The following is a 26,115-nucleotide window of genomic DNA, read 5'->3' as shown; positions in this document are numbered from 1 at the left end:
TTATGATTTCCCCGTTACCAATTCCACGAGCGCGAGTACAGCCGCGTTGATATTATCAAATGCCAGGGCCGGATAGATACCGAGGGCCAATGCCAGCGCCATCAGGGGTACCATCACCAGCGTTTCGCGCGGTGAGGCATCGGTGAGGGCTGCTGTCCAACTGTCGCCCCCTTTGAGCCGGGTTTGCCCGAAAAACATTCGTTGCAGTGTCCACAGAAAATAGGCCGCGCTCAGCAGGATACCGATGGAACCGGCAATGGCCATCCACCGCGGCAGCAGACCGTGTACGGCGGGCGCATTGAAGGCGCCGATGATCACGAAGGCCTCGCCAATGAAGGCCGAAAATCCGGGCAGCCCCAGCGATGCGAAGAAAACGATCGCTACAAACACCGTAAACCGGGGCATCACATTCGCCAATCCCCTGAAGTGGTAGATATCGCGGTCGTGCACGCGGTCGTATAACATGCCGACAAGGAAAAACAGGGCGGCTGACAGGAAGCCGTGGCTGATCATCTGGAATACTGCCCCGGCGATGCCTTCCACCGTCAGAGAGGCCACCCCCAGCAGCACGAAGCCCATATGGGATACCGAAGAGTAGGCAATCATGCGTTTCAGATCGCGCTGGGCCAGGGCGACCAGGGCTCCATAGATGATGGACACCACGCCGATCAGCCCGAGCCACCACGATGCTTGCTGCGCAGCATCGGGAAAAATGCCGAAGCAGACGCGCAGGATACCATAACCGCCTATTTTGAGCAGGATGCCGGCGAGGATGATGGAGATGGGGGTAGGGGCCTCGACGTGTGCATCGGGCAGCCAGGTATGCAACGGCACGATGGGCACCTTGATGGCAAACGCGATAAACAGGACGATGAAGCCCAGCATCCGGGCAGGGATGCCGAACAGGTCCTGCTGGGCCAGGGCCGAAAATACGGAGCCCGGGATATAATTAGCTGCATCCATCATGTGCAGCATATTGAACGTATGTGCGCCGGTTTCGGGATTGACGACCGAGAAATACAGTCCCACGATGACCAACAGCATGAATACGGAGCCGAATAACGTATATAGGAAGAATTTGATGGCGGCATATTCGCGCCGTGCCCCGCCCCAGATACCGATGAGGAAATAAAGGGGTAGCAGCATCAGTTCATAGAAGATGTAAAACAGGAAGAAATCCAGCGCGGAGAAGACACCCATCACGGCCATATCGAGGATCATCAGCAGGATGAAATAGCCTTTTGCGCTTTTCTGGATATTCCACGAAGCGGCGATGGCGACGAGCATCACGAGCGCCGTCAGGAAAAGAAAGGGGATGGAAAGGCCATCCACGCCGACGAAATAATCGATCTCCAACCGGCCGAGACTGCCCATATCCAACCGTATCCAAGATAGGTGGTGCGCAAACTGGTACTGTTTTTCGTCCGTGATGCCTGCTTCTTCCGGACGGAAAAGGTAATACAGGGCACCGCTTAACACCAGTTGCAATATGCCGGTGACGAGCGCCAGGTATTTATAGCTGGCCTTTTTGGCAGACGGCACCAGAAACATCAGCGCGGCGGCAGCCAGCGGCAGGAAAATCAGTATGGTCAATAGGTTCATCCTTGCGCAAAAATAAAGTAAAGCAAACTCACCAGCACAACAAAAAACAACAAGGCGAGATAATGTTGTATGCGCCCGGTCTGCGAGCGCCTCATCACGTTGCCAAGCCCCCAGGCGAGCTTACCCACCAGACGGACGATGCCATCCACCAAACGCTGGTCTATCCAGGCGGCCAGGGCCGATATCCGGCGCCCGGCCGAGGCCAAGCCGTTGACGGCCCCATCGACCAATTGCTGGTCTAGCCATAGCAACGCGCGCGATAATCCGAGAACCGGGCGCACGATGAGAACGTCATAACAGGCATTCAGGTATCCTTGGTGCTCAGATAACCTATACCACACGCCCGATGTCTTTAGCGGATATTTCCTCCGGACATACCAATGCCACGCGAGGGCAGCCATCGCCACCGTGGCCACCGTAGCCAAGGCGGGTATGAACAGGTGCAACAGCCGCAGGGGCGGTAATGTAGGCATTTCGGGTACGATCTCCTGCAATAGCCATACCTGTCCGTCATTCAACGGGTGGAAGGTAAACAGCGGAAAGAGCGAACAAATGGCTAGCAAAACCATCGGTATCAGCATCCAACGCGAGGCCTCATGCACGCGGAGATCGGCGCGTAAACGGGTCCGCCGCGCGAAAAATACGCTGGCCAGGAGGCGGAAAATGTAAAAGCTGGTCAATATGCTGACCACTGCCAGCACATAGGGGATCGTCTTGGCCGGGCCCTGCTGCAAGGCGGCCCACTCGAAGGAATGTACCAGCAGCGCATCTTTGGAGAGGTAACCGGCCGTGAGCGGGAATCCGGCTAAGGCCAGCGAGGCGATAAGCATGGTCATAAACGTGACCGGCATTTGCTTGCGTAATCCACCCATGTTGCGGATGTCTTGCGGGTCGATGTCCAGCCGGTGTTGTTCATTAATATGCTGCAACTGGTGGATGATGGCCCCCGCGCAAAGAAAGAGCAGGCATTTGAAGAAGGCATGCGTGACCAGGTGAAACAACGCGACATGATACATGCCGATGCCGACGCCCACCATCATGAACCCCAACTGGGAGATGGTGGAAAAAGCCAGAATTTTTTTGATATCGTATTGCGTGAGCGCGAAATAGGCAGCGATGAAGGCCGTGACAGCACCTGTGGTAGCGATCACGAGCAGGGTGGTTTCATCAAATATCGGAAAAATGCGGGCCAGCAGGAATACCCCGGCCGCCACCATCGTGGCCGCATGGATGAGGGAGGATACCGACGTAGGGCCTTCCATCGCATCCGGCAGCCAGACGTGCAAGGGGAACTGAGCCGATTTCGCCACCGCACCGAGAAAAAAGGCGAGTCCGGTGATCGTCAGCCAACCGGCAGAGACCGCACCGGGGGTCTCGAACATTCCCTGCGGTCCGAAAAGCGTTTGGATATCCAATGTGCCGCAATAGCCATATAGGATGGCAATGCCCAGGAGGAATCCCACGTCGCCGATGCGGTTGACGATGAATGCCTTTTTGTTGGCCTGTACGGCCGCGTCCTTGGTATACCAGAAGCCGATCAGGAGGTAGGAAGCAAATCCGACAAGTTCCCAGCAGATGTACAGGAGCAGCAGATTGTCGGCCACCACCAATCCGAGCATGGCAAAACAAAAGAGGCCCAGGTAGCCCCAATAGCGGTGGGTACCGGGATCGCCCTTCATGTAGGCGACCGAGTAAACGTGCACCAGCAGTGCGACGAGGCAGACCACTACCAGCATCAAGGCGCCCATGCTGTCGAGCAACAACCCCACATGAAATGTTTGCCGACCGACCGAAAACCAATGCCACTGCATATGGATGGGTGCTTGTCCCCATACCTGCGTGCAGGTATAGGCGGCGGCCAGTAAGCTCAGTCCGATGGCGGCGATTGCAAAGGAACCATGGCTGGCCCGCTTGCCGAAGAGGATGGATAGCAAGAAGCCAACGAACGGCAACAACACCGCCGATAGGGCAGCCAGGAGCGGATATGTCAGCGTGGATGCAGGCAACGTCGTTTTTTTAGTCTTTTAAGTTTTTGATGTCTTCGGGATTGACCGATCGGTAAAATTTGTAGACATTGAGGATGATGGCTAAGGCGACAGCCACCGCGGCGGCTGCCAGCACAATGGCAAACAACGCAAATACCTGTCCGCCATAGAGCGACCGGTCATAGCGGCCGAAGGCGACCAGATTCAATATCGCGGCATTGATCATCAACTCAATCCCCACCAGCACCAAGATGGCATTGCGGCGGGCCAATACAGCATACAGGCCGATCGAAAACAAGCAGGCGCCGACGATCAGAAAATGGCTGAGCGTAATCACCGGTTGCCCTCCTTCCGCGTCAGGTGGGCGGCGCCGATCAACGCCATCATCAGCAGCACGGAAGCTACCTCAAATGGCAGGAGGTATTGGGTCATGAGCTGCACGCCGATATGCTGAATCGTATTGTCTGTCGGCTGAATAGCCGTACCCGCCGTCTTGGAATCCGCGATCCAAGCGGGCTCCGCCGCGCCGATTTGCGTAGCAGCATATATCAGTATGGCAAGAAAGGAAACGGCGATGAGTAACGCTTGCCAAACGGGCAGGGCGAAGAAGTGCGCTGTGCTATCTTGGAGCTGCTGGAGCAATTCTTTGTTAGACAGCATGAATGCAAACAGCAGGAGGATCAGTACGCCCCCCACATAGATCAGGATCTGGGTGATGGCCACAAAATCGGCCAGCGCGAACACATACAGTCCGGCCATGGAAAAAAGGACAATGAAAAATAGGAACAGCGCCCTGGCGATGTTGCGCATGCTGACCAATAAGACGGCTGAACTAACCGCCACCGCTGCAATGCCGTAAAACACGAGTGCCTCCATGTCTGGTTATTTTCGCTTCGCCGCCTCCTTTTCGGCTTGGAATTGTGTCCACTCCCGTCGTTTTTCCGCTGCCTCCTCGGGTGTCATCTCGGCAAAGGCATACGTCAGTTCCGCCAGGTTCGTCATGCTGCGGTCGTATTGATCAGTCATGGTAATGCATTCTGTAGGGCATACGACGGTGCACAAGCCACAATACATGCATTTGGCCATGTCGATATCGAATTGCGCGGCATATAGACGCTTCACGCTGCCATCGGAGGTTTTACCGATGACCCCAGTAGCTTTGACCGATTCAATGGTGATGCAATCCACGGGACACGCCTTCGCACACAGGTCACAGACGATGCAGTCGTCAATTTCGACATCCAGCTGATAGCGCGCTACTTCGGGGATCGGCATTTTCTGCTTGGGGAACTGCACCGTGGTAACCCCTTCCTGCTTGTCAAAATATTCCGCCTTACGCACATCCAGCACATGACGCGACCTACGGGCACCGATCAGGTGCGCAAGGGTAATGGCTAACCCCTTCGCTGCGGTAATGAATGCATGTAAGGCTGTTCTAAACATTTTTTATCCTTGTTCCTTAATCCTTCCTCCGATTTAAAATCACGTCATCACCCATACCCGCCAGATGCCCGAGATGGCCATGCAGAGGAATGCCAATGGCGTGAGGACCTTCCAGCAGAGCGACATGAGCTGGTCGGCGCGCAGGCGGGGCAATGTCCACCTGATCCACATCTGTATCCCCACGATGAGCAGGGTCTTGGAGAGCGTCCAGAAAATCCCCCAAGCGACTCCGGTGGTCCAGTCTGCCAGCTTCACTGCTCCGATATTGGGCAGGGGTGTATTCCAGCCACCGAGGAAGACCACGGTGCCGACCATTGCTACCAGAAACATCATGGCATACTCTGCGAGAAAAATAAAGGCAAACCGCAGGCCGCCATATTCAGTGTGGAAGCCGCCCACCAATTCCGACTCCGCTTCCGGGATATCGAACGGTGCCCGGTTGCACTCCGCGAGGGAGGCGATGAAAAAAATGACATAGGCGAGCAGCAGGTGTGGCGCCTGAAAGACATTCCAAGCGAGTATCCCGCCGATGCGGCTGACATCCCACAAGCCCAGGAAAAGCAGGCTATTTTCCGTTTCGGTACCTTGATTGCGTGCGATTTCCTGCATATCGAGCGACTGTGCCACCATAATCGCAGCGATCAGTGCAATGCCTGCCGGGATCTCATAGGAAACGATCTGCGCCACCGCCCGCATGGCGCCGAGCAGGGAAAATTTATTGTTGGAGCCCCATCCGGCCATCAGCAGGCCGATGGCATCCACGGAGATGACCGCGATGACATAAAATAGCCCCAGGTGAAGCGCAACCGGGGCGATACCCGGCGCCCATGGCATCACGATGAAACCGAGGAATACCGCCACAAAGATGATGACGGGCGCGGCACGGAACAATACCCGGTCTGCCGCCGAGGGGGTGATCAGCTCCTTTTGGATAAGTTTGAGGATATCAGCGAGGGTTTGCAGGCTGCCATACTTGCCGGTTTCCATCGGGCCGAGGCGATCCTGGACAAAGCCCGCTATCTTGCGCTCACTATACACCGCGAACAGCGTAAAAAGGGCGATGAACCCAAATAATGCAATGGCGATACCAATATATGTGAGGTAAAAAATCACGTTGCTTTACACGATAAACTATCGTGCAAACATACGGATTTGATGGGATAATATATAGTGAGTTACTAGATTATTTGCCTCAGGGATTGCTATAGCTACCAGTTCAATCCGGGTAATGCGCCCTTGAACCGCCGCATCAATAATACAACGCATGAAATCGGACTTAGTTACCGATTCGGCAAGAACGACACGCAACTGCTTTAAATCGCAGATGTGGTAACCGCACAGATTGCTAGCGCTGGTCAAGCGGCACGTAGTCGCGGATGGTGCTGCCCGTGTACACCTGCCGTGGGCGACCGATGGGCTCTTTATTGGACCTCATTTCTTTCCACTGAGCGATCCAGCCAGGCAACCTGCCGAGGGCAAACAATACCGTAAACATATCCGTCGGGAAACCCAATGCCCGGTAGATAATACCCGAATAGAAGTCTACATTGGGATAAAGCTTACGATCTACAAAATACTGGTCTTTCAACGCCGCAGCTTCCAACTCTTTGGCAATGTCCAATACGGGATCATTAATCCCTAATTTATCGAGTACGTCGTCACAGGCCTTCTTGATGATCTTGGCACGCGGGTCGAAATTTTTGTACACGCGGTGTCCGAAACCCATCAGGCGGAACGAGTCATTTTTGTCCTTGGCCTTAGCGAGCCACTTCGCGCTATCGCCACCATCATTCTTGATGTTTTCGAGCATCTCGATGACCGCTTGGTTGGCACCGCCGTGCAGCGGTCCCCAAAGTGCCGAAATGCCTGCGGAAATGGATGCGTAAAGGTTGGCATTGGACGAACCCACGATACGTACGGTGGACGTGGAGCAGTTCTGCTCATGGTCGGCATGCAGGATCAATAATTTATGCATGGCGCTGACCACAGACTTATCGATGGTAATATCTTCGGTGATCTGACCAAAGGTCATGCTCAGGAAGTTGTGCACGTAGTTGAGGTCGTTTTGGGGATAGATAACCGGGTGGCCGAGCGACTTCTTGTATATCCAGGAGACGATTGTCGGCATTTTGGCCAACAGCTTAATGATGGTCAGGTCTTCATCTTCTTCGCTGGGATTGGGGTTGAGCGATTCGGGGTAGAAGGCCGATAGTGCCCCTACCAAGCACGACAGCTGACCCATGGGATGGGACTTTGACGGGAATCCATCAAAGAACTTCTTCATGTCTTCATGGATGAGCGTATGGCGGCTGATTTTCTTCCTGAAATCCGACAGGGTATCGGCAGCCGGTAGCTCGCCATATATGAGTAAATAAGCAACTTCCAAAAAGGTTGATTGTTCTGCCAGCTGTTCAATGGGATAGCCCCGGTAACGCAAGATGCCTTTTTCGCCATCTAAAAACGTGATGGCGCTTTTGGTTGCCCCGGTATTCTTGTATCCTGGGTCAACGGTGATCGCTCCTGACACATCGCGGAGCTTGGATATATCAATGCCTTGTTCGTTTTCTGTACCTGTAATAACAGGTAATTCATATGACTTACCGTTTAATGATATTGAAGCTGTATCTGACATAATTTAATCGGATGAATTGCAAATGTAATGAAATTGGCAAAATATAAAAGCGTTTAGCAGCATTATTGATACCATTTTAATGTTAAATTTATGTGGGTGGAAATAGAGGTGATTGCTCCAAAACTGGATCCGGCTCGCTTCGCTGCCGTCTCCTAGGTTTTGTCTGCAATCGCCTGCATAGCTTGGTTAAGGCGGCAAATGATTCTCAAAAAAAAATAATTTGGATATCTACGTTTTTTTCGTACCTTTACGTTAAATACGTAAATCCATGGAAAAATTAACGATTCAAGAAGAAGAGGCCATGCAGTTGATCTGGCGAAACAAGGGCGGATTTATCAAGGAATTGCTGGATAGCATGCCGGGTGAGAAAATGCCTTACACCACCTTGGCCTCGACCATCAAAAATCTGCAGCGCAAAGGATATGTCAAGGCGGTGAAATACGCTAATGCTTACCGGTATGAACCAAATGTGGTGGAGGAAGATTATAAGAAGCTGTTTATGAATGGATTTGTGAGTGATTACTTCAAGAATTCATACAAGGAACTGGTGAGTTTTTTCGCCAAAGAGGAGAAGATCAGTGCAGATGAGCTGGACGAGATCATCCGGATGATTAAGGAAGATAAAAGTGAATAGCCATGCCGGAGATCATCATATACCTGCTAAAAGCCAATCTTTCCATTGTCCTGTTTTATCTGGGATACCGTTGGCTATTGCGCAAACTGACCTTTTATAACCTCAATCGGTTTTATTTGTTGTTTGCCTTGTTTTTCTCAGTGTGCTACCCATTGATCGATGTGGATAGCCTGTTTGCGGCGCGACAGGAAATGCCGGTGGAGATGGCTCACTTATTGGTGAACTGGCAGCAGATGCCCGCTGACACGTTCGATTGGTGGCCTCTGGTGATCGCTGCTATTTGGGCAGGGATGATCGGGTGCGCATTGCGTTTACTCATGCGGCTGGGCAGCCTCTGGCATATCCACCGGAGGTCGCGGCCCGCGACATGGCGGGTGTTTCATTACCGGCAGGTGTTCGGCAACGTGCTGCCCTTTTCCTTTTGGCGGAACATCTACCTCAATGTGTATAATCACGGTGAACACGAGCTGGGCGAAATTTTTGAGCACGAGCAGATCCACGTCAATGAGCTGCACACGGTGGACGTACTGTTGGCTGAGCTGAGCAGTGTGTGCTGCTGGTTCAATCCCGGCGCCTGGCTGATCCGCCATGCGATCTATGAAAACCTCGAATTCATCACCGACAGGCGGGTACTGCAAAGCGGTATCGACAAAAAGACCTATCAGTATAGCTTGTTGAAAGTAGTTGGGCAAGCTTCCCAGAATCCGGCATTAGCGAATAATTTCAATCTGAAAAGTCTAAAACGTAGAATCATGATGATGAATAAGAAACGATCGTCTTCCCTGCACGTGGGGAAGTACCTGTTGGCCGTGCCGGTGATTGCAGCATTCGTGCTGGTGGTGACAGTGACCAGGGCCTACCAAGAGGAAAACAAGGGGAGCGCCTTGGGTGTGGACACCATTATCCTCGGGGATATTTCAGATACGGTGAAAGCGGTACGGATCACCCCCGACACAGTAAAAGAAGAGGGGCTGTCGGCTGATACGACGAAGCCGGCCAACGTTCGCCTTGAGGGAACTGGCATCGTGATCAAGCGCTCGGCAAAGGATACACTATCGTCTTCGGCACTGCCGTTAACGATCGTGGACGGGGAGGTGTATGATGGCGAGATCAACAATTTGGATCCAAACGAAATTCAGTCGATCAACGTCCTCAAGGACGCTTCCGCGGCGGCGCTCTATGGCAAACGCGGTGTAAATGGGGTCGTGATCATTACGACCAAGGCGAAAGCCAGAGATGACCTGAAGGAAGTGGTCGTCGAAGGTAGGCCGTTGCGGTCACGTGATACCACAGACCGTCCGACGGTGACGTTGAGGAGTGACACACCTGTGGAACAGGACTCCGCAATCCGTATAATAGGATACGGGACATCCGACAAACCGGTGACGTTGCGGGTCATTGAGCGCGGAGATATCGTGACAACAGGAACGTCCGATACGGTAATCGTGAAGCTAGGTCGGACCGATCCGTCAGGTAACTTCAACGGCGCGTTGATTGTCATTGACGGTGAGGAGCGTGATTCTGCGGCGCTCAGCCACCTCGACCCGAATAACATCGAGGCGATACACGTGTGGAAAATGAAGCCGGCGATCGAAAAATACGGCGACAAGGGAAAGAAGGGGGTGATCGAAATCACAACTAAGAAAAAGAAATAGGGGGTTGCTCGTGTCCGCGCCTATCGGTTGAACTGCGTCATCGTCAATTCTACGCCTGCCTGGATGACGCTGTTGACCATCTGTACGGAACGTTCGATGAGGGCGGGCAATTCCGGCCGTTCATCGGGATCGAACCCGCTCAGCACATAATCTACCTGGCGGCCTTTCGGAAAATTGTCGCCTATGCCAAACCGCAGGCGGGGATACGCTTGTCCGCCGCATAGGGCCTCGATGCTTTTGAGGCCATTATGCCCTGCGCTGCTGCCTTTGGACCGGAGCCGGATCTTGCCGAAGGGTAAGGCCAGGTCGTCTACGATCACTAACACATCTTCTAAGGAGATCTTCAGTTCATGCATCCAGTAATGGACGGCTTTGCCGCTCAGGTTCATGTACGTAGTTGGCTTTATGAGGTATATGCTGTTGCCCCGCTGGCGATATTCGGTATAGTAAGCATAGCGCAGGGTAGAAAAGGCTGCCCCGGCTTGTTTAGCCAGCTCATCGGCTACCATGAAGCCGATGTTATGCCGGGTATCTGCATATTCGGCGCCGATGTTGCCAAGCCCTACTAGTAACAGTTTTTTTGCCATGACGTGTATAACGATTTTAGCATACCGAAATGAAAAAGCACCAGCTGAATGGGCTGATGCTTTTTATGTTGCTCACGGCTATTGCCGTATAGGTTATTTTTTCTTATCAGCCTTAGCCGCTTCTTGCTCGGCTTGACGCAACGCACGTGACATGGTCACCGATACGATGGTGTCATCAGCATTGTTGAGCACCTTTGCATTTTGCAGCTGCACATCGGCTACGCCTACGGACTTGCCCACTTCCAGGCTTTCGATGCTCACCTCGATGTATTGAGGCAAATCTTTCGGAAGCGCTTTTACGCGGAGGTTGCGGAGTTTCTGTACCAGTTTGCCGCCCATCTTTACGCCGGGGGATGTACCGGTCAATTTGATCGGAATGTTCACCGAAACTTCCTTTTTGTCGTCCAACAGAAGGAAGTCGATGTGCCGGATCTGATCCGTCAGTGGGTGAAACTGGGCGTCTTGTACGATGGCCCGGTATTGCTGGCCTTCAAGATCCAGATCGATGAATTGAACGTCCGGCGTATAGATGACCGGCTTCAAATCAGTTGCGGATACGGCAAAGTGGTATTGTTCTTGACCACCGTAGAGCACTGCCGGTACTTTGCCGGCATAGCGTAGCTCTTTCGCATCTCTTTTCCCTACGTTCTTTCTCAAAGAACCGCTAATAGCAATTGATTTCATGAGTAATAAATTATGTAAAATTTAAGGCCGCAAAAGTACTTCAAATAATCGTAATTTCCTAATTCACTTTAAATAAATTACTGATTGACCCGTGTTCATTGACATTCTTGATGGCTTCTGCAAACAAGTCGGCCGTGGAAAGCACCTTGATTTTGGGGCTGGCGTGTTTCAGTGGGATGGTGTCCGTAACGATTAATTCGGTGAGCGCAGAATTTTCGATGGTTTCATAGGCTTTTCCCGATAGTACGGGGTGCGTACAGACCGCCCGAACACTGGAGGCGCCGTTTTCCATGATGAGCGAGGCCGCTTTAGATAGCGTGCCCGCCGTATCGCAGATATCGTCGATGAGCACGATGTCCTGCCCGGTGACATCTCCGATGATGGACATGGACTCGATCTCGTTGGCACGTTTGCGCTGCTTGTCGCAAATGACCACTTCGGCATTGAAGAACTTGGCAAATGCGCGTGCGCGGTACGATCCGCCCATATCGGGGGAAGCGATGGTCAGGTTGGGCAGGTTGAGCGATTTGATGTGCGGCACGAAAATGATCGATGCATCCAGGTGGTCAACCGGAATATCGAAAAAACCCTGGATCTGTGCCGCGTGGAGATCCATGGTCATGATGCGGTGTGCGCCAGAGGCCGTGATCAGGTTGGCGATCATCTTGGCGGCGATGGCCACCCGCGGCTTATCCTTGCGGTCCTGCCGGGCAAAGCCGAAATAGGGCACTACGGCGGTGATGTAATGTGCGGAGGCCCGTTTGGCTGCATCAATCATCAGCAGGAGCTCAAACAGGTGGTCCATGGGCTGATTGGTGGACTGAATGAGGAATAGGTCGCAACCGCGGACAGACTCGTTGTAGAACGGCTGGATCTCCCCGTCACTGAAACGCGAAATCGTCATTTCGCCAAGGTCTCTCCCGTAAGACTGTGCGATTTTTTGGGCTAATTCCGTCGAGCCGGAGCCGGAAAAAAGCTTTACCGGGTTGAATTGCAAAGGCATGGTCTTCTCGTTGTTTTGTGGGTTAGCAAATGGATTGGGGTATTGTAATGTTTACGCTAAATTACATTAAAAAATTACGGATTGCCAAATGACAATCCGTAATTCTTTTTTGTTGCCCGACCAGGATTCGAACCTAGACAAACAGAACCAAAATCTGTCGTACTACCATTATACTATCGGGCAATCCGTATGTTGTTGTGCCACCCCTGCGAATGGGACTGCAAATATAGGGGGATAGCCTAATAATTGCAAAAATATTTTATTTTTTGCTGCAAGGGACTGATAGCATGCCTAATGTGTTAAAAAACCAAATATTATGTTTGTGTTACCATACTATTCTTTATTTTCGGGGCGTGATTTTTATAGTGAACGATACGCGCGAGACGTTATGAACTACAATAAGATTAACAATATCATCGGTTGGTTGTGTGGGTTGATTGCAACTACGGTATATGTATTGACGGCAGAACGCACGACGAGCTTTTGGGATACGGGTGAGTTTATCGCTTCGGCCTATAAGATGCAGATCGTCCACCAACCCGGTGCACCTTTGTTTCTGATGTTGCAGAATGTGTTTTCCAACTTGGCCTTCGGTAATCCCGAACGCATCGCCTTCTGGATGAACATCGGTTCGGCGATATCGAGCGGTTTGACCATTGTGTTTCTCTTTTGGACGATTACGGCCCTTGCCCGCAAAGTGCTCTGGAAAACGGGGACCGAACTTACGTCGGGCGGGTTGATCCAGATCATGGGGGCCGGAGCCGTGGGGGCCTTAGCTTACACCTTTTCGGATACCTTTTGGTTTTCAGCGGTGGAATCGGAAGTATATGCCATGTCTTCCCTCTGCACAGCGGTGGTATTCTGGGCGATCCTCAAATGGGAGGCGCATGCGGACGAGCCCGGTGCCGACAAATGGTTGGTGTTCATCGCGTATATTATGGGGCTTTCCATCGGCGTGCACTTGCTGAACCTGCTGGCCATTCCGGCCATTGCGTTGCTTATTTACTTCCGGCGCACGGCCAATTCGACGAGTAATGGGGCTATTAAAGCATTTTTGATCGGCTGTGTGGTCGTGGCCGTGGTCCTTTGGGGTGTCATCCAATACTTGATCAAGTTTGCGGCTTATTTTGACTTGTTCTTTGTGAATACCTTGGGCATGGGCTTCGGCACCGGTGCCGTGATATTCGCGTTGCTGATAATCGGCGGGACTGTTTATGGAATCAGATACTCGATACAAAAGGCCAAGCCCCTGCTTAATATCATTTTGCTGTCGTTCGCATTCGTGGTGTTTGGTTACAGTTCCTTTACGATGATCCTCATCCGGGCCAAGGCAGATCCTACCTTAAATAACAGCGACCCTGACAACGCATTTTCGTTCTTGAGCTACCTCAACCGTGAGCAATATGGTGACGAGCCAAAGTTCAAAGGGCCTTATTTTGACTCGCGACCAATGGATGTCAGTTACGGTAGCAATATCTATCGGCAGGGCGTAGAAAAATATGAGGTGGCGGGACAGAACTTCAGTTATGTATATGATCGGGAAACCGTTTTTCCAAGGATTTATAGCAATCGGGATGGACATCCCCAATATTACCGCAGCTACCTTAATCTCGGTGAGAGCGAGCAACCCTCCTTTGGCGATAACCTGCGCTTTTTCTTTAGCTATCAGATCGGTCACATGTATGGGCGGTATTTCCTCTGGAATTTTGTGGGACGGCAGAATGACCAGCAGGGGCATGGCGACTTGACGACTGGTAATTGGGTCAGCGGCATCAAGTTCATCGATCAATTGCATGTGGGCGGACAGGATGCGCAGCCTGAGTCACAGCTAACGGACCCTTCTTATAACAAGTTTTATTTCCTGCCCTTGATTTTGGGGCTCATCGGCGCGTTTTGGCATTTCAAGCGCCGCCAACGGGATGCCGGGGTCGTGGGCTTATTGTTTTTCATGACGGGGCTGGCGATCGTGCTCTACCTCAATCAGACACCGCTGCAACCCCGGGAGCGGGATTACGCATATGCCGGTTCTTACTACGCCTTTGCGATCTGGATCGGCTTGGGCGTGCTGGGTATTACGGAGTGGCTGAGCAAGAAACTCAATGCCAAAACAGCCGGGTGGGCGGCAACGGCCATCGGCTTGCTGGCGGCACCGGTGCTGCTGGCCAAAGAGGGATGGGACGACCACGACCGCTCGGAGAAATTCCTTGCGCGAGATATTGCTAAAGATTACTTGGAATCGTGCGCTCCGAATGCGATCTTATTTACCTATGGCGATAATGATACCTATCCACTGTGGTATGCGCAGGAAGTGGAGCATGTGCGGCCGGACGTGCGTGTGGTGAACCTGAGCCTGCTGAGTGCCGACTGGTATGTGCGGCAAATGAAAGACCAGGTGAACGAAGCGGCGCCATTGCCGGTAACGATACCCGATGAGAAGTATGTAAAAGGTGTACGGGATGTCATCTATTACCAAGACGCGAAGATCCCCGGCGCTGTAGAACTGAAGAACATTGTTGCGCTGATGCTTTCGGACAATCCAAACGACAAGCGGCAGGTGCAGAGTGAGCAGCCCGAGAATTTCTTGCCAACGAAGAATCTCCAGTTGACCATCAACCGGGACGATATCATCAAGCATAAGGTGGTGCCCGAACGGTGGCAGGACAGTATAGCCGATGTGATGCAGTGGACGTATAACCGCAACTATGTGTCGCGCGCCGAGTTGGCCATCATGGATATCCTGGTGAACAATAATTGGGAGCGACCCATCTATTTTGCCACGACTGTGCCGAGCGACAATTTTATGGGGCTGGACAAATACTTGGTATCTGAAGGGTTCGCGCTCAGGCTCATGCCGATTAATATGGAGCCGAATACTGCCCAAGGGTTGGTCAACGCAGAGGCGATCTATGATCATGTAACCAGCAAGAAATATGCATGGGGAAATATCAGGAACACCGCTTACCTGGACCCGGAATCGTACCGCATGATCAGCTTGATCTTGAATAATATTTACGCCGCGCCGGCGGAAGCACTCATCGCGGAGGGCAGGACGGAAGAGGCTAAAAAATTGCTGAATAACGTATTGGAAATCATGCCGGAGCGCCTGTATCGCATTATGGATGCGTACGGCTACTCGTTTATCGCGGATAACCTCTACGCTGTTGGTGAGACGGAGAAGGCGAATGCACTGGTTGAACGAAATTTCAAGTATATAGAGGAGCAGCTCCGTTACTTCACTGCGATTACCGAGACCAAGCCCAACCTGGAGATGCAGAATATCCAGTATGCCATGTTTACATTGAATCGGTTTGCCGAGGCGAGCAAAAAGTACAAGCAGGACGAGCTGGCTGCGCGCATCTCGAAGGTTTTCGGGCAATATGAGACGCAGTTCTTCGGTGGTGCGGCAGGGAATTGAGGTGCTTAGGAGCCAAAGCGCTCGGACTGGAAGCCTGCGTTGCATCTAGTTGGAAAGCATTGCATGACGTGTATTGAAGCCGTTCCGCTTCGCTGCACTTCGGCAATACACTTGGTTCGCTGCCGATTTGACTGGCACTGCTTATGCTTTCCTGCCCGATACTGCCTCCGGCTTCAAATGCCCTCACGCTTTTGGCTCCTCGCATGTTGACGGGGGGCAGAGAAGGGAACTTCGGCACGGAGGCTGTCGGAGCCAGAGCGGGTAGTAGAGCGCTGCTTTGCATATCGATTTTTTTCCTTAGTTTTGGATAGCGTTTGGATTCCATGTAAAGCTAGCGTTATGAAAATTGCACTCCTGTTCCTTTTTGCTTTCCCTATTGCGGTATTTGGTCAGGGTGTGACACCGGCGGCCCCGAATCCTCACTCAGATACGGCGTTAAGGGTGATCCGTCTTGAGCAGCCAAAGAAAAACAGTAGCCCAGCTGTATTTGTCAACGGAAAGCATGTCCATCAGTCTTTTATTAAAACTATTGATCAGAATCAGATCGAAGAGGTTACAGTCCTTAAAGATTCGCTGAAGCGGGGCGATCCGACGTATAACGGGGAGGTCTTGATTACCATGAAAGAATCATATCATTCCAACCTCATTTCCCTTGACCAGCTCAAATCGAAATACGTGCCGGAGGCGAAGGGGATGGCGATTATCACGGTGGATGGTGAGGTAGTTAAGGAGGATTATACGCAATTCTATGTTGACGAATCAAATCTGCTGACCATTTATATCGCTAATATTTCGATAGAATGTGGATATCGATTTGCCGCTCATTAAGGTGTTGACGAAGACGACGGAGAATGTCAAAAAACGTGGTGAAATCCGGAGCAGGGGGTTGGCTCTAGCGCCGACCGAATGAGACAACCGGCCGCTCTATTTACGCAGGTATTCTATGGGAATAGGATGTTTCTTTAAAAACTCTATCGCTTCCCTCATGTTTTTCTTGAAATAAGGCGATGCATCGTAAATTGCCTGGCGTTCTTGTGCCGTCAGATCGGCTATTGATTTACTTTTCTTTATCTGGAATACCCATTACACATTTCCGCCTTTTATAAAGTTCGTTATTTTTTTCTAATATCCGTTTATACACCTGTTGTATTTGCATAAACAGCGCTTAAGCGTTTTGCCGTTTCCGGCAGCGTAAAGTAGCCGACATACCGTGCAACGGCGAGTGTAATAGCTATGTCCGTCACCGACTAGAATAATGCTTAAACGCGGAGTCAGAAAGTTGTGTTAAATGACAACACGATCGATCGCCTAGTTGTCCAAGCTCTTGGCTACGATATCAGTAAAAATGCGATAACTATTGGATATTATGATGATTTTCCTTAATATTGACATACTTGCAGACCAAAAAAACAAATTGATGAAAAAACTATCGACCTATTCCATAGTGACAGCCATTGTTGCGCTGTTCATCATCTCTTGTGCAAAAGAGGATAATCTTGGATTCCTTGACAAAACAGACGTAGTTATTGAAGCCAAGACAATCTTCGAAAATAAATTGAAAACGGTACCCGTTGATACCGACGGTATGAGTTATCGGCAAAAGTTGGATAGGACTGTACTGTGGCGAGCAGCATATGCTCAGGAATCCGAAGAAACGCTCACTGTTTTTGCCCCAGTGGTACTTTCCGAAAATCTCATTCTTAAGTCAGGCGGTATCGAAGGTACTTCCTTCAATGATAACACCTGGCTTCGGGCAACTAGGACCGCGGGTAGCGATTGGCGGCATCATCTCATTACCTTGCTCCCTACGGATACTCCCAATACGGCATTTACCGGTGTAGCTATTGTGGAAGATTGGTTCACTAGCAAATCAGCTTTTTCGCTTATTGAAGGCGGTAACCCAATTTCCACGCGCCAGCTGTTGACTAAACCCTCAGGACGGACATCGCTTTCCATGGTTGTGGACCCGAACCCTGATACTTATGTTTGTTATCCTTATTATTACGAAACCTGTGTGACCGTATATGCGCCGAGCGGAGACATTCCTCCGGTCACAACATGCGCACCTCATTATGAAATTATCTGCGAGGAAACAGACATCGGTACTATTCCTGGTGGTGGAGGAGGAAGTGGTGGCGGAACAGGCAGTAATGGTGAAGGAAATACATCCTTTAACGGGGAAGATGGAATAGGTGAAACAGGCGCTATTGGCAATGCGGATCCTGATTTGCCGTCAAACTGTGACTCTTGGGAGTACCAACCCGTATCCGGTGGAGTTTATCAAGCCTGTGGCGTGCGAAACTTGCGTTTTGATTACATAACAGAATACATGGAAGGCAATAACCTAAAAATCGAATATTATAGAGGAACTTTTACAAAAACATTATATTTTGAGTTTCCAAGAGTTCGTGCAAATGGCTCAATTATTAGTGAGAAAGAAGCTGCGAGGTTGACAGCTCAAATAAAGGACGTAGCCGAAGAAATATTGGAAAGTCACGTAGAAGCATCGCCGCCTCCTAAAAACACATTTGAGAGTAACGCGATGATTGATCGATTCTACAATATATTGCAAAGTAAAATGGCCGAGCATGGTGGAAGAGTCTCAAAGACCAATCACTATGGTACCTCTAAAATTAAGGACTATTCGAAATCGGTAGTCCCTTGCTACTAGGGTTTTTGGAAATGGAACAAGCACCTTTTATTAAGTCACTGATAGAGAATCCAGCTATTTCAAGTGTCATTTCGGATCCCCTTGGGGTTAATATAAAGCTATTAATTCCATCGACGTCGGAGTTGATCGATGGGATATATACGATTGGAGGCTATGTTATCGATACCTATGTTTTCACGTCAATAGCAATTACCATTAGCAGACAAGAATTCCCCGAGTTTGTCAACCCCATTTTGATTATTAAATTTGTTTCGAAAGACATGTCCATATTCGACAACTCAGCTTATCATTTTGGTAAACAAGGTTTAGCCATTGAAATTCCAGATACTTCCGAAAAAAAAAGCAAGATTTCGGTTGTTAAGGAATGGCGAAAGAAAATGGGAACTTATCCGGTGTTTGATAAGGAAGCGAAAGTGAAATTATCCAAGTTCTCCAATGGTTTTTGCATGTTAACAATGCTATTTTTCGAGTCACAAATAGTTAATCAAACCAACTGGTCAAAATGAAACCTTCATTGCGCTATATTATACTTACAGCTATCGCCTTGATTGTTCTAGGACCAAGCGTAGATCATCTTATCCAATCAAAACCGATAACGCTTGGCTTTCCGTTTTCATATCTAACGTACTATTCGTTGTCAAGTGATTTGGGAGACGCAATGGTAACCAGCCTAGTTCCAGAAAAGCTATTAATGGATATTGCAATAGGGCTAATTTCTGCATGCGTCATGTTATGGCTGATTCCGAAATGTATTTCATTTCTTAGACGTTAAAAGACAATTAAATACTGACCTGAGGAATTATTATTTGCTGTCATGCAACATACGCAAATCGGCTGAGTGACCGATACCGGAGGCGGAAGACAACCAAGCGTTTAAAGATTATCTATGTGATCCAGTCCTTAAAGCTTGTAATTACTCCTGAGAGAGCTTTAGCTTTTTCCGGTATAGCGTTATCGCTTTTTTGCTTGCGCCGTTGCGGAGAAGATAAGCAACGAACAGGGGCTTACCAGAATTTTAATAAAAATTAGGAAGGGTGGGTGCCGCGGAAAAAAATAGCCCTATACTTGCATTAGAATGCTTAATAGGAGCTCAGTTAAGCTTGATTCCCATGAACAGAATAGACCGTTTGTTTGGTATCCTTACCCTGCTGCAATCGCGGCGGTATATGACGGGTGATCAGCTGGCCGACAAGTTTGGCATCAGCGTGCGCACGGTATACCGGGATATCAAAGCCCTGAACGAACAGGGTATCCCGGTCGGGTTTGAACCGAACAAAGGATACTTCGTGGTCGAGGGCTACTTTCTGCGTCCGGTGTCTTTTAGCTTGGAAGAAGCAAATGCCCTGTTACTGGTGGAAAATCTGTTGATTGGTTTTGCGGATAAATCCATCCAAAAATTTTATTCCAGTGCCCTCAATAAGGTCAAAGCGGTGATGCGGACCTCCCAAAAGGAAAAAATTGAGCAATTGGCCGATCGGATTAAATTCCAGCTACCAGAGCGGTTGCACCAGGATTACGAATACCTGGCTACGTTGCAGCAATCGGTGACCACCAGAACCATTATCGATATCGTCTATTGCAAGGAAAACGGCGAACGCAGCAAGCGGAGGGTCGAACCGGTGGGTCTGGTGTTTTACGCATTCAGCTGGCATGTGCTCGGATGGTGCCACTTAAGGCAAGATTACCGTGACTTCAAGGTGTCACGCATCGCGAGCCTGCACAATACCGGATTGCCTTTCGAGCGGGCAAGCCATCCGCCCATCAGCGAGTTTATGAAGCAGCTGCCGGTGGATTATTGAAGCCCGCCGCCGGGAGCTCCCATGCCCCGGTGTTAAAAAATGTTAAATCCGGGTTGGCTAAGGTCATGGTATTCGGTTATCGCCTAAATTTAGAGAATAATTGATACATTCACTAACCGGATGAACATGGACTACCAAAAGACCAACAACCTGATCGGTTGGGGCTGCGCGGCCATCGCTACTGCCACTTACGTGTTGACACTGGAACCGACCACCAGCTGGTGGGACGCTGGAGAATTCATCGCTGCGGCGCACCGCATGCAGATTGTGCATCAACCGGGCGCGCCGCTGTTCTTGATGCTGCAAAATGTGTTTTCGCAATTGGCGTTTGGCGATCCCCAACGGATTGCGTATTGGATGAATTTCGGTTCAGCACTGTCGAGCGGACTGACGATCTTATTCCTGTTTTGGACCATCACCGCCCTGGTGCGAAAAATTGTTTGGAAAGCCGGAACAATGCTTACGTCCATGGGCATGCTGCAAATCATGGGAGCGGGTGTGGTCGGGGCGATGGCCTATGCTTTTTCGGACTCGTTTTGGTTTTCGGCGGTGGAGTCGGAAGTCTATGCGATGTCTTCGCTTTGCACGGCCGTTGTTTTCTGGGCCATCCTGAAATGGGAAGCCAAGGCGGATGAGCCGGGTGCCGACCGCTGGCTGGTGTTCATCGCTTATATCATGGGATTGTCCATCGGTGTGCATCTGCTCAACCTGCTCACGATACCGGCACTGGCGCTGGTGGTGTACTTCAGGAGAACGGCTAACGTGACCGCTGTGGGCGTGGTGAAGACACTGGTGATCGGATGTGTGGTATTGGCGGTTATCCTGTGGGGCGTGATTCAATACCTCGTTAAATTTGCGGCGTTTACCGATTTGTTCTTTGTGAATACGCTCGGAATGGGATTCGGCTGGGGTGCGGCCGTTTTCGTGCTTTCGATAATAGGTGGAATGGCGTATGGCATACGGTACTCCATCCGCAGGGCGAAGCCGATACTCAACATCGCGCTTGTTTGCCTTGGGTTTATCATCTTCGGATATGGTTCGTTTGCCATGGTGCTGATCCGGGCGAAGGCCAATCCTTCGCTCAACAACAGCCACCCGGATGATGCGTTTTCATTCCTATGGTACCTGAATAGGGGGCAGTTTGGCAGCGAGCCCCTGGTCAATGGCCCGTATTTCGATTCGCAGGTCATGGATGTGAAGGAGGAAAGTAACGAATACCGGAAGGGGGATACCCGATACGAAGTGGCCGGCCGGGAGATGACGTATGTATATGACCGCAATACGTGGCTCCCACGTATTTATAGTCAGCGGGACTTCCATCCACAGGCGTACCGCGTTTGGCTGGGGTTGACGGAACAAGAAAAACCGAAATTTGGCGATAACGTCAAGTTTCTGACCACCTATCAGCTGGGTCATATGTATTGGCGTTACCTGATGTGGAATTTTGTCGGGCGCCAGAACGATCGGCAGCCGCTTTTCGAAAATTACAGTGAAGGAAACTGGATAAGCGGTATTAAATTCATTGATCAGTGGCGGCTCGGCGGGCAGGATGCGGTGCCCGAAGCGATGAAGGCGGATCCAACGCGCAATGCGTTTTATTTCCTTCCGCTGCTGCTTGGTGTGATCGGTCTGGTGTGGCAGCTGAAACGGAGCAGGAAGGATATGGCGGTGGTGGGGCTGCTGTTCTTTTTCACAGGGCTGGCCATCGTGCTGTACCTCAATCAACCTCCGCTGCAGCCCCGTGAGCGGGACTATGCCTATGCGGGTTCGTTTTATGCATTTGCCATATGGATGGGCATGGGGGTGGTCGGACTCGCGGATTTGCTGAAGAGGCGCTTGTATCAGCGGATAGCGGTACCGGTGGCCATAGCACTGGGTTTATTCATGGCCCCGGTGCTGATGGGTACCGAGGGGTGGGACGACCATGACCGCTCGCAGAAATACATGGCGCGGGACATGGCGCGCAACTACCTCGAATCCTGTGCGCCGAATGCTATCCTCTTCACTTTTATCGACAACGATTCTTTCCCGCTTTGGTATCTGCAAGAAGTGGAAGGGGTGCGGCCGGATGTCCGGGTGGTGAACCTGAGTTTACTGGGCATGGATTGGCAGGTGAGGCAGATGAAGAAGCCCATAAACGAAGCAGCGGCACTGCCCATTACCATGGAAGACCGGCAATTTGTGAAAGGACAACGCGATGTGCTGTATTACCACGACTATGGTATCCAGGATTCGGTGGAACTGGAAACCCTGCTGGCGTTATTGCTATCCGACAATCCTTCGGATCAACTGGAGTACTCCAACGGGACGCGGAGAAACTTCCTGCCGACCAAGCGATTTAAGCTAACGGTAAACAAGGAGCAGGTTGTCCGCAATGGGATAGTGCCTGAAAAGTGGCATGACGACATCGTTGATACGATGGTGTGGACCTATAACGAAGACCTAGTGACCCGTGCTGAGCTGACGATGATGGACATCTTGGTGCATAATGAGTGGAAACGCCCGATATACTTTGCGACGACGGTGCCATCAAGTCAGCGGCTGGGGCTCGACAATTACCTCGTGGACGAAGGGTTTGCCCTGCGGCTCATGCCGGTGAAAGCTGCGGAAACGGGTGAGCGCGGCGAACAGCGCTTGATAAACGCGGATGCGGTGCATGAAAACATCATGCACCGGTATGCATGGGGCAACATGAAGGAGACCCCTTATCTCGATCCGACTTCATATACCATGATCGGGCAATCTGTCAAGGTGTTTTCCGATACGGCTGAAATGCTAATTGCAGAAGGAAAAAAAGATGCCGCAAAGGAGGTGGTGAACCGTGCGATGGACGTATTGCCCCACCGGGTGCATCTCGTGGATATCGCGGTACGCTACCCGGTCTTGGCCGATCAGCTTTATGAAGTAGGGGAAACGGATAGCGGAAATGAGCTGCTGGAACGGAACGTGGCCTTTTTGGACGAACAATTGGCGTATTATGCCGCTGTCGCGGAGACCAAGCCCAATATGGAAGGTGCGGCTGTGCGCGACAGCTTGATCGCCCTTGAGCAGTTTGCACATATCGCCGAAAAACGTGGGCAACGAAAACAGCAGGAGCAAGCGATGGCCGCTTATGATAAATACCGGGTGCATTTTTTTGGCTCGTAAGATGGTGCTCAGGTCGTTGTTGATAATCGGATTTGCTGGCACGGTGCTTTGGTGTGCGGCGCAGGATGTAAGCCTCAAGGTGCTCCAAGAGGGGCGGTCTATCAGCATCCGGGGCCTCTCGGTGCTGGATGACTCCGTGGCTTGGGTGAGCGGGAGCGATGGATGGGTCGGGCGCACGGCCGACTGCGGGAAGAGCTGGCATTGGCAGCAGGTAGCGGGCCATGATACACTGGATTTCCGGGATATTGAGGCGTTTTCGGCCACCGAAGCGCTGATTATCAATGCGGGTTCGCCGCTGGTGATCCTGCGCACTGCCGACGGTGGTGATAACTGGCAAGAAGTATACCGCGACGAACGGCCCGAAATCTTTTTTGATGGGATGGATTTTTGGGAGGATGGCCGCGGCTTGGCCTACGGTGATCCGATCGCTGGGGTGATGCAGCTGTTGGCAACGGATGACGGGGGCCGAACGTGGCGCGACATCAGCAGCAATGCTGGGATTAGGTTGGCGACGGGTGAGGCGGGATTTGCCGCCAGCGGTACCGGTATCCGGGCGTTGTCGGGTGGACATGCGTTCATCGCTACTGGCGGACAGCGGTCGCGGCTGTTCCGCTCGGCGGACTACGGCAACACGTGGAAAGGGCTGGAGTGTCCCATTGCCCAGGGCGCGGCGTCAACTGGGATATTTTCCGTCGCCTTCTTGGATGAACGTCACGGGGTGGTGGTAGGAGGGGACTATCAGCAGGATCGGGATAACGAAAACGCGGTTTTGGTGACTGATAATGGAGGAGCAACGTGGCGGCAACCTGCTATCGGTACCAACGGATACCGCTCTGCGGTGGAGTATATCGGAAAACAGCGTTTAATGGCCGTTGGCACTTCAGGAGTGGACCTGTCATCCGATGGGGGCAGGACATGGAAACCGGTCTCCGGAGAAAGCTACCACACCGTGCGGAAAGCCAAGAATGGCACCTGGGTGTTGCTGGCCGGCGGCGGCGGACGGATAGCGACCGTCATCGAATAATCGCCTTGGGTTAATCAACCTATTTGTTAAAAAATCAAAAAATAGTTGGAGTTTACGAAAGTGTTCGTACATTTACCTACGAAATAAATCGTAGTTAGTATGCAGAACGAGAAAACGACAAAACCGACAGAGAGCGAGCTGGAGATTTTGCAGGTGCTTTGGCAACGGGGACCGAGTACGGTGAGGCAGGTGCATGAGGAATTGGCCAGGAATAAGGACGTCGGGTATACCACCACGTTGAAACTGATGCAGATCATGCACGAGAAAGCATTGGTGAGCCGGGATACCACCAGCAAGACGCATATTTACCAAGCCGAGGCAGACCAGCAGCATACTCAGCAGCAACTGGTGAGCAAGTTGATCGATAATATGTTTGCCGGATCGACATCGCGCTTAGTCATGCAGGCATTGGGCGGAAGCAACACCAGTAAAGCCGAAATCGAGGCCATTAAACGGTATCTGGATGAATTAGAAGATAAATCATAGAAGCCATGATCAGTTCATTGAATAATCTAATTGAAGCCATCGGATGGAGCATCCTCCATTCCTTGTGGATCGGCGCACTTGTATACGGCTTGCTGCTGTTGTTGTATATGATATTCCCGGAAGCAGATGCGCGGACCAGGTACGCGATGTCTTTCTCTTCATTGGTAGTGCTTTTTATAGGCTTCTTAGCGGTGTTTTTCAGTAAGTTGGAACTTTCATTTGATGTTGGAGAAGGGGCGAACATTCGTTTGCCATTTGACATGGCGTTCTTTTTGGAAGCTCCTGAAAGTCGTACACCTGCGGTGTTCAGTTATCTCGCAGGCGGATATCTGGTGGGGGTGGCTGCACAAATGTTATTATTGGCAATAGGCTATTTCCGGCTCAACCGCATGCGCCGTGTCGGCTTACATCCCGTACCACTAACCTGGGAGCGCGTTTTTAGCAGCGCGCTGTCATACATGGCTGTCCGCAAACCGGTGAGCTTTTGGCTTTCGGAGCGGGTGAATGTACCCTTAGTGGTAGGTTATTTCAAGCCTGTGGTATTGTTTCCCCTGGCCGTAGCCAATCAGCTGGATGCCGACCAGGTAGAAGCCATACTGATCCATGAATTATCGCACATCCGTCGGAACGACTACCTGCTCAACCTGTTCAAGACGGTCATGGAGACGCTGATGTTTTTCAATCCGTTTGTATGGTTGTTGGGCAGAATGATCAGCCAGGAGCGGGAACACGCCTGCGATGATATGGTAGTACTACAAACCGGTAAGCCGATCTATTATGCGCAGACCTTGCTGCAGGTAGCCGTGCTGGCCGGGGGCACGTCTCCAAATGGATTGGCTATGGCTGCTGCCGGCAAATCGAAATCACAATTACTAAGCCGAATAAAACGAATCACGAATATGAACACAAAAGTAAATAACCTCCGTCAGCAGCTGCTGGTATTGGCATTTGCAGTGCTGGCCGCTGTTTCCGTTGCCTGGGTACAGTCTGCTCATCCTGAAACAAACAAGCAAGACCGAAAGGATGATAACGAATTCCATGCGATAACGCCATCCAGTGAGCTGCTGGATTCAACAGAAACGATTATCTTGACCAGCAGGGATACGGTCATTGTAGCGATTGACTCGCCAAAGGTAGCCGTTGACCTGGAGGCCATCGATACGACGAAAATAAAGGCTAAGCTGGTCTTGCAGATGGATTCCCTGCAAAAGGTGTTTGAGTCCGACGAATGGAAAAAACAGTGGGAGGCCAACCAATGGAAATTCAAGGGAATGGCTGATTCCCTGCAAAAGGTGTTTGAGTCTGACGAATGGAAAAAACAGTGGGAGGCCAACCAATGGAAATTCAA

The 26,115-nt window shown here is 51.1% G+C and carries 21 protein-coding genes and 1 tRNA gene; 11 read left to right on the top strand and 11 right to left on the bottom strand.

Annotated elements, in window-relative coordinates; translation table 11 throughout:
* From ACMGDE_RS17425 to ACMGDE_RS17395, 7 genes are all read right to left on the bottom strand, one after another.
* A complete protein-coding gene (locus ACMGDE_RS17425) occupies window positions 1-1,602 on the bottom strand; it encodes a complex I subunit 4 family protein (RefSeq protein WP_436834102.1) in 1,602 nt (533 codons plus the stop codon).
* Window positions 1,599-3,608: an NADH-quinone oxidoreductase subunit L gene (nuoL, locus tag ACMGDE_RS17420; protein WP_436834101.1), complete on the bottom strand. Its 2,010-nt coding sequence runs from the start codon at window positions 3,606-3,608 to the stop codon at window positions 1,599-1,601. The genes ACMGDE_RS17425 and nuoL overlap by 4 nt, the downstream gene beginning before the upstream one ends.
* 10 nt (window positions 3,609-3,618) lie before the next feature.
* Window positions 3,619-3,924, bottom strand: a complete 306-nt coding sequence (gene nuoK / locus ACMGDE_RS17415) for an NADH-quinone oxidoreductase subunit NuoK (protein ID WP_436834100.1) — start codon at window positions 3,922-3,924, stop codon at window positions 3,619-3,621.
* The gene (locus ACMGDE_RS17410) at window positions 3,921-4,463 is read right to left on the bottom strand and encodes an NADH-quinone oxidoreductase subunit J family protein (protein WP_436834099.1); all 543 of its coding nucleotides are present in this window, start codon (window positions 4,461-4,463) and stop codon (window positions 3,921-3,923) included. Before ACMGDE_RS17410 ends, nuoK begins: the two co-directional genes overlap by 4 nt.
* 6 nt (window positions 4,464-4,469) lie before the next feature.
* Entirely contained in the window at window positions 4,470-5,030 is a 561-nt protein-coding gene (locus tag ACMGDE_RS17405) for a 4Fe-4S binding protein (protein ID WP_436834098.1), read from the bottom strand.
* A gap of 39 nt (window positions 5,031-5,069) precedes the next feature.
* Entirely contained in the window at window positions 5,070-6,143 is a 1,074-nt protein-coding gene (gene nuoH, locus ACMGDE_RS17400; RefSeq protein ID WP_436834097.1) for an NADH-quinone oxidoreductase subunit NuoH, read from the bottom strand.
* A 232-nt stretch (window positions 6,144-6,375) separates the two neighbouring features.
* Complete coding sequence (locus tag ACMGDE_RS17395) at window positions 6,376-7,662, bottom strand: citrate synthase (protein ID WP_436834096.1); 1,287 nt, start codon at window positions 7,660-7,662, stop codon at window positions 6,376-6,378.
* A gap of 268 nt (window positions 7,663-7,930) precedes the next feature.
* On the opposite strand from ACMGDE_RS17395, the gene ACMGDE_RS17390 reads away from it, so the two are divergent.
* Together ACMGDE_RS17390 and ACMGDE_RS17385 are read left to right on the top strand one after the other, a co-directional pair.
* Window positions 7,931-8,296 carry a BlaI/MecI/CopY family transcriptional regulator gene (locus ACMGDE_RS17390; RefSeq protein WP_436834095.1) on the top strand — a complete coding sequence of 122 codons (366 nt, stop codon included), beginning with the start codon at window positions 7,931-7,933 and terminating at the stop codon, window positions 8,294-8,296.
* Window positions 8,297-8,298: 2 nt separating this feature from the next.
* Entirely contained in the window at window positions 8,299-9,951 is a 1,653-nt protein-coding gene (locus ACMGDE_RS17385; RefSeq protein WP_436834094.1) for a M56 family metallopeptidase, read from the top strand.
* A gap of 20 nt (window positions 9,952-9,971) precedes the next feature.
* On the opposite strand, the gene pth is transcribed toward ACMGDE_RS17385, so the two are convergent.
* From pth to ACMGDE_RS17365, 4 genes are all read right to left on the bottom strand, one after another.
* Window positions 9,972-10,538, bottom strand: coding sequence for an aminoacyl-tRNA hydrolase (gene pth / locus ACMGDE_RS17380; RefSeq protein WP_436834093.1), 567 nt, complete (start codon window positions 10,536-10,538; stop codon window positions 9,972-9,974).
* 93 nt (window positions 10,539-10,631) lie between these two features.
* Window positions 10,632-11,222, bottom strand: coding sequence for a 50S ribosomal protein L25/general stress protein Ctc (locus tag ACMGDE_RS17375; RefSeq protein WP_436834092.1), 591 nt, complete (start codon window positions 11,220-11,222; stop codon window positions 10,632-10,634).
* 58 nt (window positions 11,223-11,280) lie between these two features.
* Window positions 11,281-12,225, bottom strand: coding sequence for a ribose-phosphate pyrophosphokinase (locus ACMGDE_RS17370; RefSeq protein ID WP_436834091.1), 945 nt, complete (start codon window positions 12,223-12,225; stop codon window positions 11,281-11,283).
* Between the two features lie 112 nt (window positions 12,226-12,337).
* Window positions 12,338-12,408: transfer RNA gene (locus ACMGDE_RS17365), tRNA-Gln, on the bottom strand.
* Window positions 12,409-12,613: 205 nt separating this feature from the next.
* On the opposite strand from ACMGDE_RS17365, the gene ACMGDE_RS17360 reads away from it, so the two are divergent.
* The 9 genes from ACMGDE_RS17360 to ACMGDE_RS17320 form a co-directional block, all read left to right on the top strand.
* Window positions 12,614-15,640 carry a glycosyltransferase family 117 protein gene (locus ACMGDE_RS17360; RefSeq protein ID WP_436834090.1) on the top strand — a complete coding sequence of 1,009 codons (3,027 nt, stop codon included), beginning with the start codon at window positions 12,614-12,616 and terminating at the stop codon, window positions 15,638-15,640.
* 339 nt (window positions 15,641-15,979) lie between these two features.
* Window positions 15,980-16,468, top strand: coding sequence for a hypothetical protein (locus ACMGDE_RS17355; RefSeq protein WP_436834089.1), 489 nt, complete (start codon window positions 15,980-15,982; stop codon window positions 16,466-16,468).
* Window positions 16,469-17,006: 538 nt separating this feature from the next.
* Window positions 17,007-18,311, top strand: coding sequence for a hypothetical protein (locus ACMGDE_RS17350; protein ID WP_436834088.1), 1,305 nt, complete (start codon window positions 17,007-17,009; stop codon window positions 18,309-18,311).
* Between the two features lie 11 nt (window positions 18,312-18,322).
* Complete coding sequence (locus tag ACMGDE_RS17345; RefSeq protein WP_436834087.1) at window positions 18,323-18,817, top strand: hypothetical protein; 495 nt, start codon at window positions 18,323-18,325, stop codon at window positions 18,815-18,817.
* A gap of 603 nt (window positions 18,818-19,420) precedes the next feature.
* Window positions 19,421-20,110 (top strand): helix-turn-helix transcriptional regulator, encoded by a 690-nt coding sequence (locus ACMGDE_RS17340; protein WP_436834086.1) that lies wholly within the window; start codon window positions 19,421-19,423, stop codon window positions 20,108-20,110.
* Window positions 20,111-20,236: 126 nt separating this feature from the next.
* Complete coding sequence (locus ACMGDE_RS17335) at window positions 20,237-23,257, top strand: glycosyltransferase family 117 protein (RefSeq protein ID WP_436834085.1); 3,021 nt, start codon at window positions 20,237-20,239, stop codon at window positions 23,255-23,257.
* 1 nt (window position 23,258) lies between these two features.
* Window positions 23,259-24,281, top strand: a complete 1,023-nt coding sequence (locus ACMGDE_RS17330) for a WD40/YVTN/BNR-like repeat-containing protein (protein WP_436834084.1) — start codon at window positions 23,259-23,261, stop codon at window positions 24,279-24,281.
* Window positions 24,282-24,380: 99 nt separating this feature from the next.
* Window positions 24,381-24,767: a BlaI/MecI/CopY family transcriptional regulator gene (locus ACMGDE_RS17325; RefSeq protein WP_436834083.1), complete on the top strand. Its 387-nt coding sequence runs from the start codon at window positions 24,381-24,383 to the stop codon at window positions 24,765-24,767.
* A 5-nt stretch (window positions 24,768-24,772) separates the two neighbouring features.
* Window positions 24,773-26,115: M56 family metallopeptidase (locus tag ACMGDE_RS17320; RefSeq protein ID WP_436834082.1), on the top strand; the 1,343-nt coding region annotated here is incomplete at its 3' end.

The organism is Parapedobacter brassicae (assembly GCF_051400755.1).
Classification (GTDB): domain Bacteria; phylum Bacteroidota; class Bacteroidia; order Sphingobacteriales; family Sphingobacteriaceae; genus Parapedobacter.
Note: the sequence above shows the minus strand (reverse complement) of the source record. Positions and strands in the feature narration are given on the sequence as shown.

What these genes read in the sequence shown, in the direction of transcription:
- ACMGDE_RS17425 (WP_436834102.1), bottom strand. Translation starts at nt 1,602, where the DNA reads ATGAACCTATTGACCATACTGATTTTCCTGCCGCTGGCTGCCGCCGCG.
- ACMGDE_RS17410 (WP_436834099.1), bottom strand. Translation starts at nt 4,463, where the DNA reads ATGGAGGCACTCGTGTTTTACGGCATTGCAGCGGTGGCGGTTAGTTCA.
- ACMGDE_RS17405 (WP_436834098.1), bottom strand. Translation starts at nt 5,030, where the DNA reads ATGTTTAGAACAGCCTTACATGCATTCATTACCGCAGCGAAGGGGTTA.
- ACMGDE_RS17395 (WP_436834096.1), bottom strand. Translation starts at nt 7,662, where the DNA reads ATGTCAGATACAGCTTCAATATCATTAAACGGTAAGTCATATGAATTA.
- ACMGDE_RS17390 (WP_436834095.1), top strand. Translation starts at nt 7,931, where the DNA reads ATGGAAAAATTAACGATTCAAGAAGAAGAGGCCATGCAGTTGATCTGG.
- ACMGDE_RS17385 (WP_436834094.1), top strand. Translation starts at nt 8,299, where the DNA reads ATGCCGGAGATCATCATATACCTGCTAAAAGCCAATCTTTCCATTGTC.
- pth (WP_436834093.1), bottom strand. Translation starts at nt 10,538, where the DNA reads ATGGCAAAAAAACTGTTACTAGTAGGGCTTGGCAACATCGGCGCCGAA.
- ACMGDE_RS17375 (WP_436834092.1), bottom strand. Translation starts at nt 11,222, where the DNA reads ATGAAATCAATTGCTATTAGCGGTTCTTTGAGAAAGAACGTAGGGAAA.
- ACMGDE_RS17370 (WP_436834091.1), bottom strand. Translation starts at nt 12,225, where the DNA reads ATGCCTTTGCAATTCAACCCGGTAAAGCTTTTTTCCGGCTCCGGCTCG.
- ACMGDE_RS17360 (WP_436834090.1), top strand. Translation starts at nt 12,614, where the DNA reads ATGAACTACAATAAGATTAACAATATCATCGGTTGGTTGTGTGGGTTG.
- ACMGDE_RS17355 (WP_436834089.1), top strand. Translation starts at nt 15,980, where the DNA reads ATGAAAATTGCACTCCTGTTCCTTTTTGCTTTCCCTATTGCGGTATTT.
- ACMGDE_RS17350 (WP_436834088.1), top strand. Translation starts at nt 17,007, where the DNA reads ATGATGATTTTCCTTAATATTGACATACTTGCAGACCAAAAAAACAAA.
- ACMGDE_RS17345 (WP_436834087.1), top strand. Translation starts at nt 18,323, where the DNA reads ATGGAACAAGCACCTTTTATTAAGTCACTGATAGAGAATCCAGCTATT.
- ACMGDE_RS17340 (WP_436834086.1), top strand. Translation starts at nt 19,421, where the DNA reads ATGAACAGAATAGACCGTTTGTTTGGTATCCTTACCCTGCTGCAATCG.
- ACMGDE_RS17335 (WP_436834085.1), top strand. Translation starts at nt 20,237, where the DNA reads ATGGACTACCAAAAGACCAACAACCTGATCGGTTGGGGCTGCGCGGCC.
- ACMGDE_RS17330 (WP_436834084.1), top strand. Translation starts at nt 23,259, where the DNA reads ATGGTGCTCAGGTCGTTGTTGATAATCGGATTTGCTGGCACGGTGCTT.
- ACMGDE_RS17325 (WP_436834083.1), top strand. Translation starts at nt 24,381, where the DNA reads ATGCAGAACGAGAAAACGACAAAACCGACAGAGAGCGAGCTGGAGATT.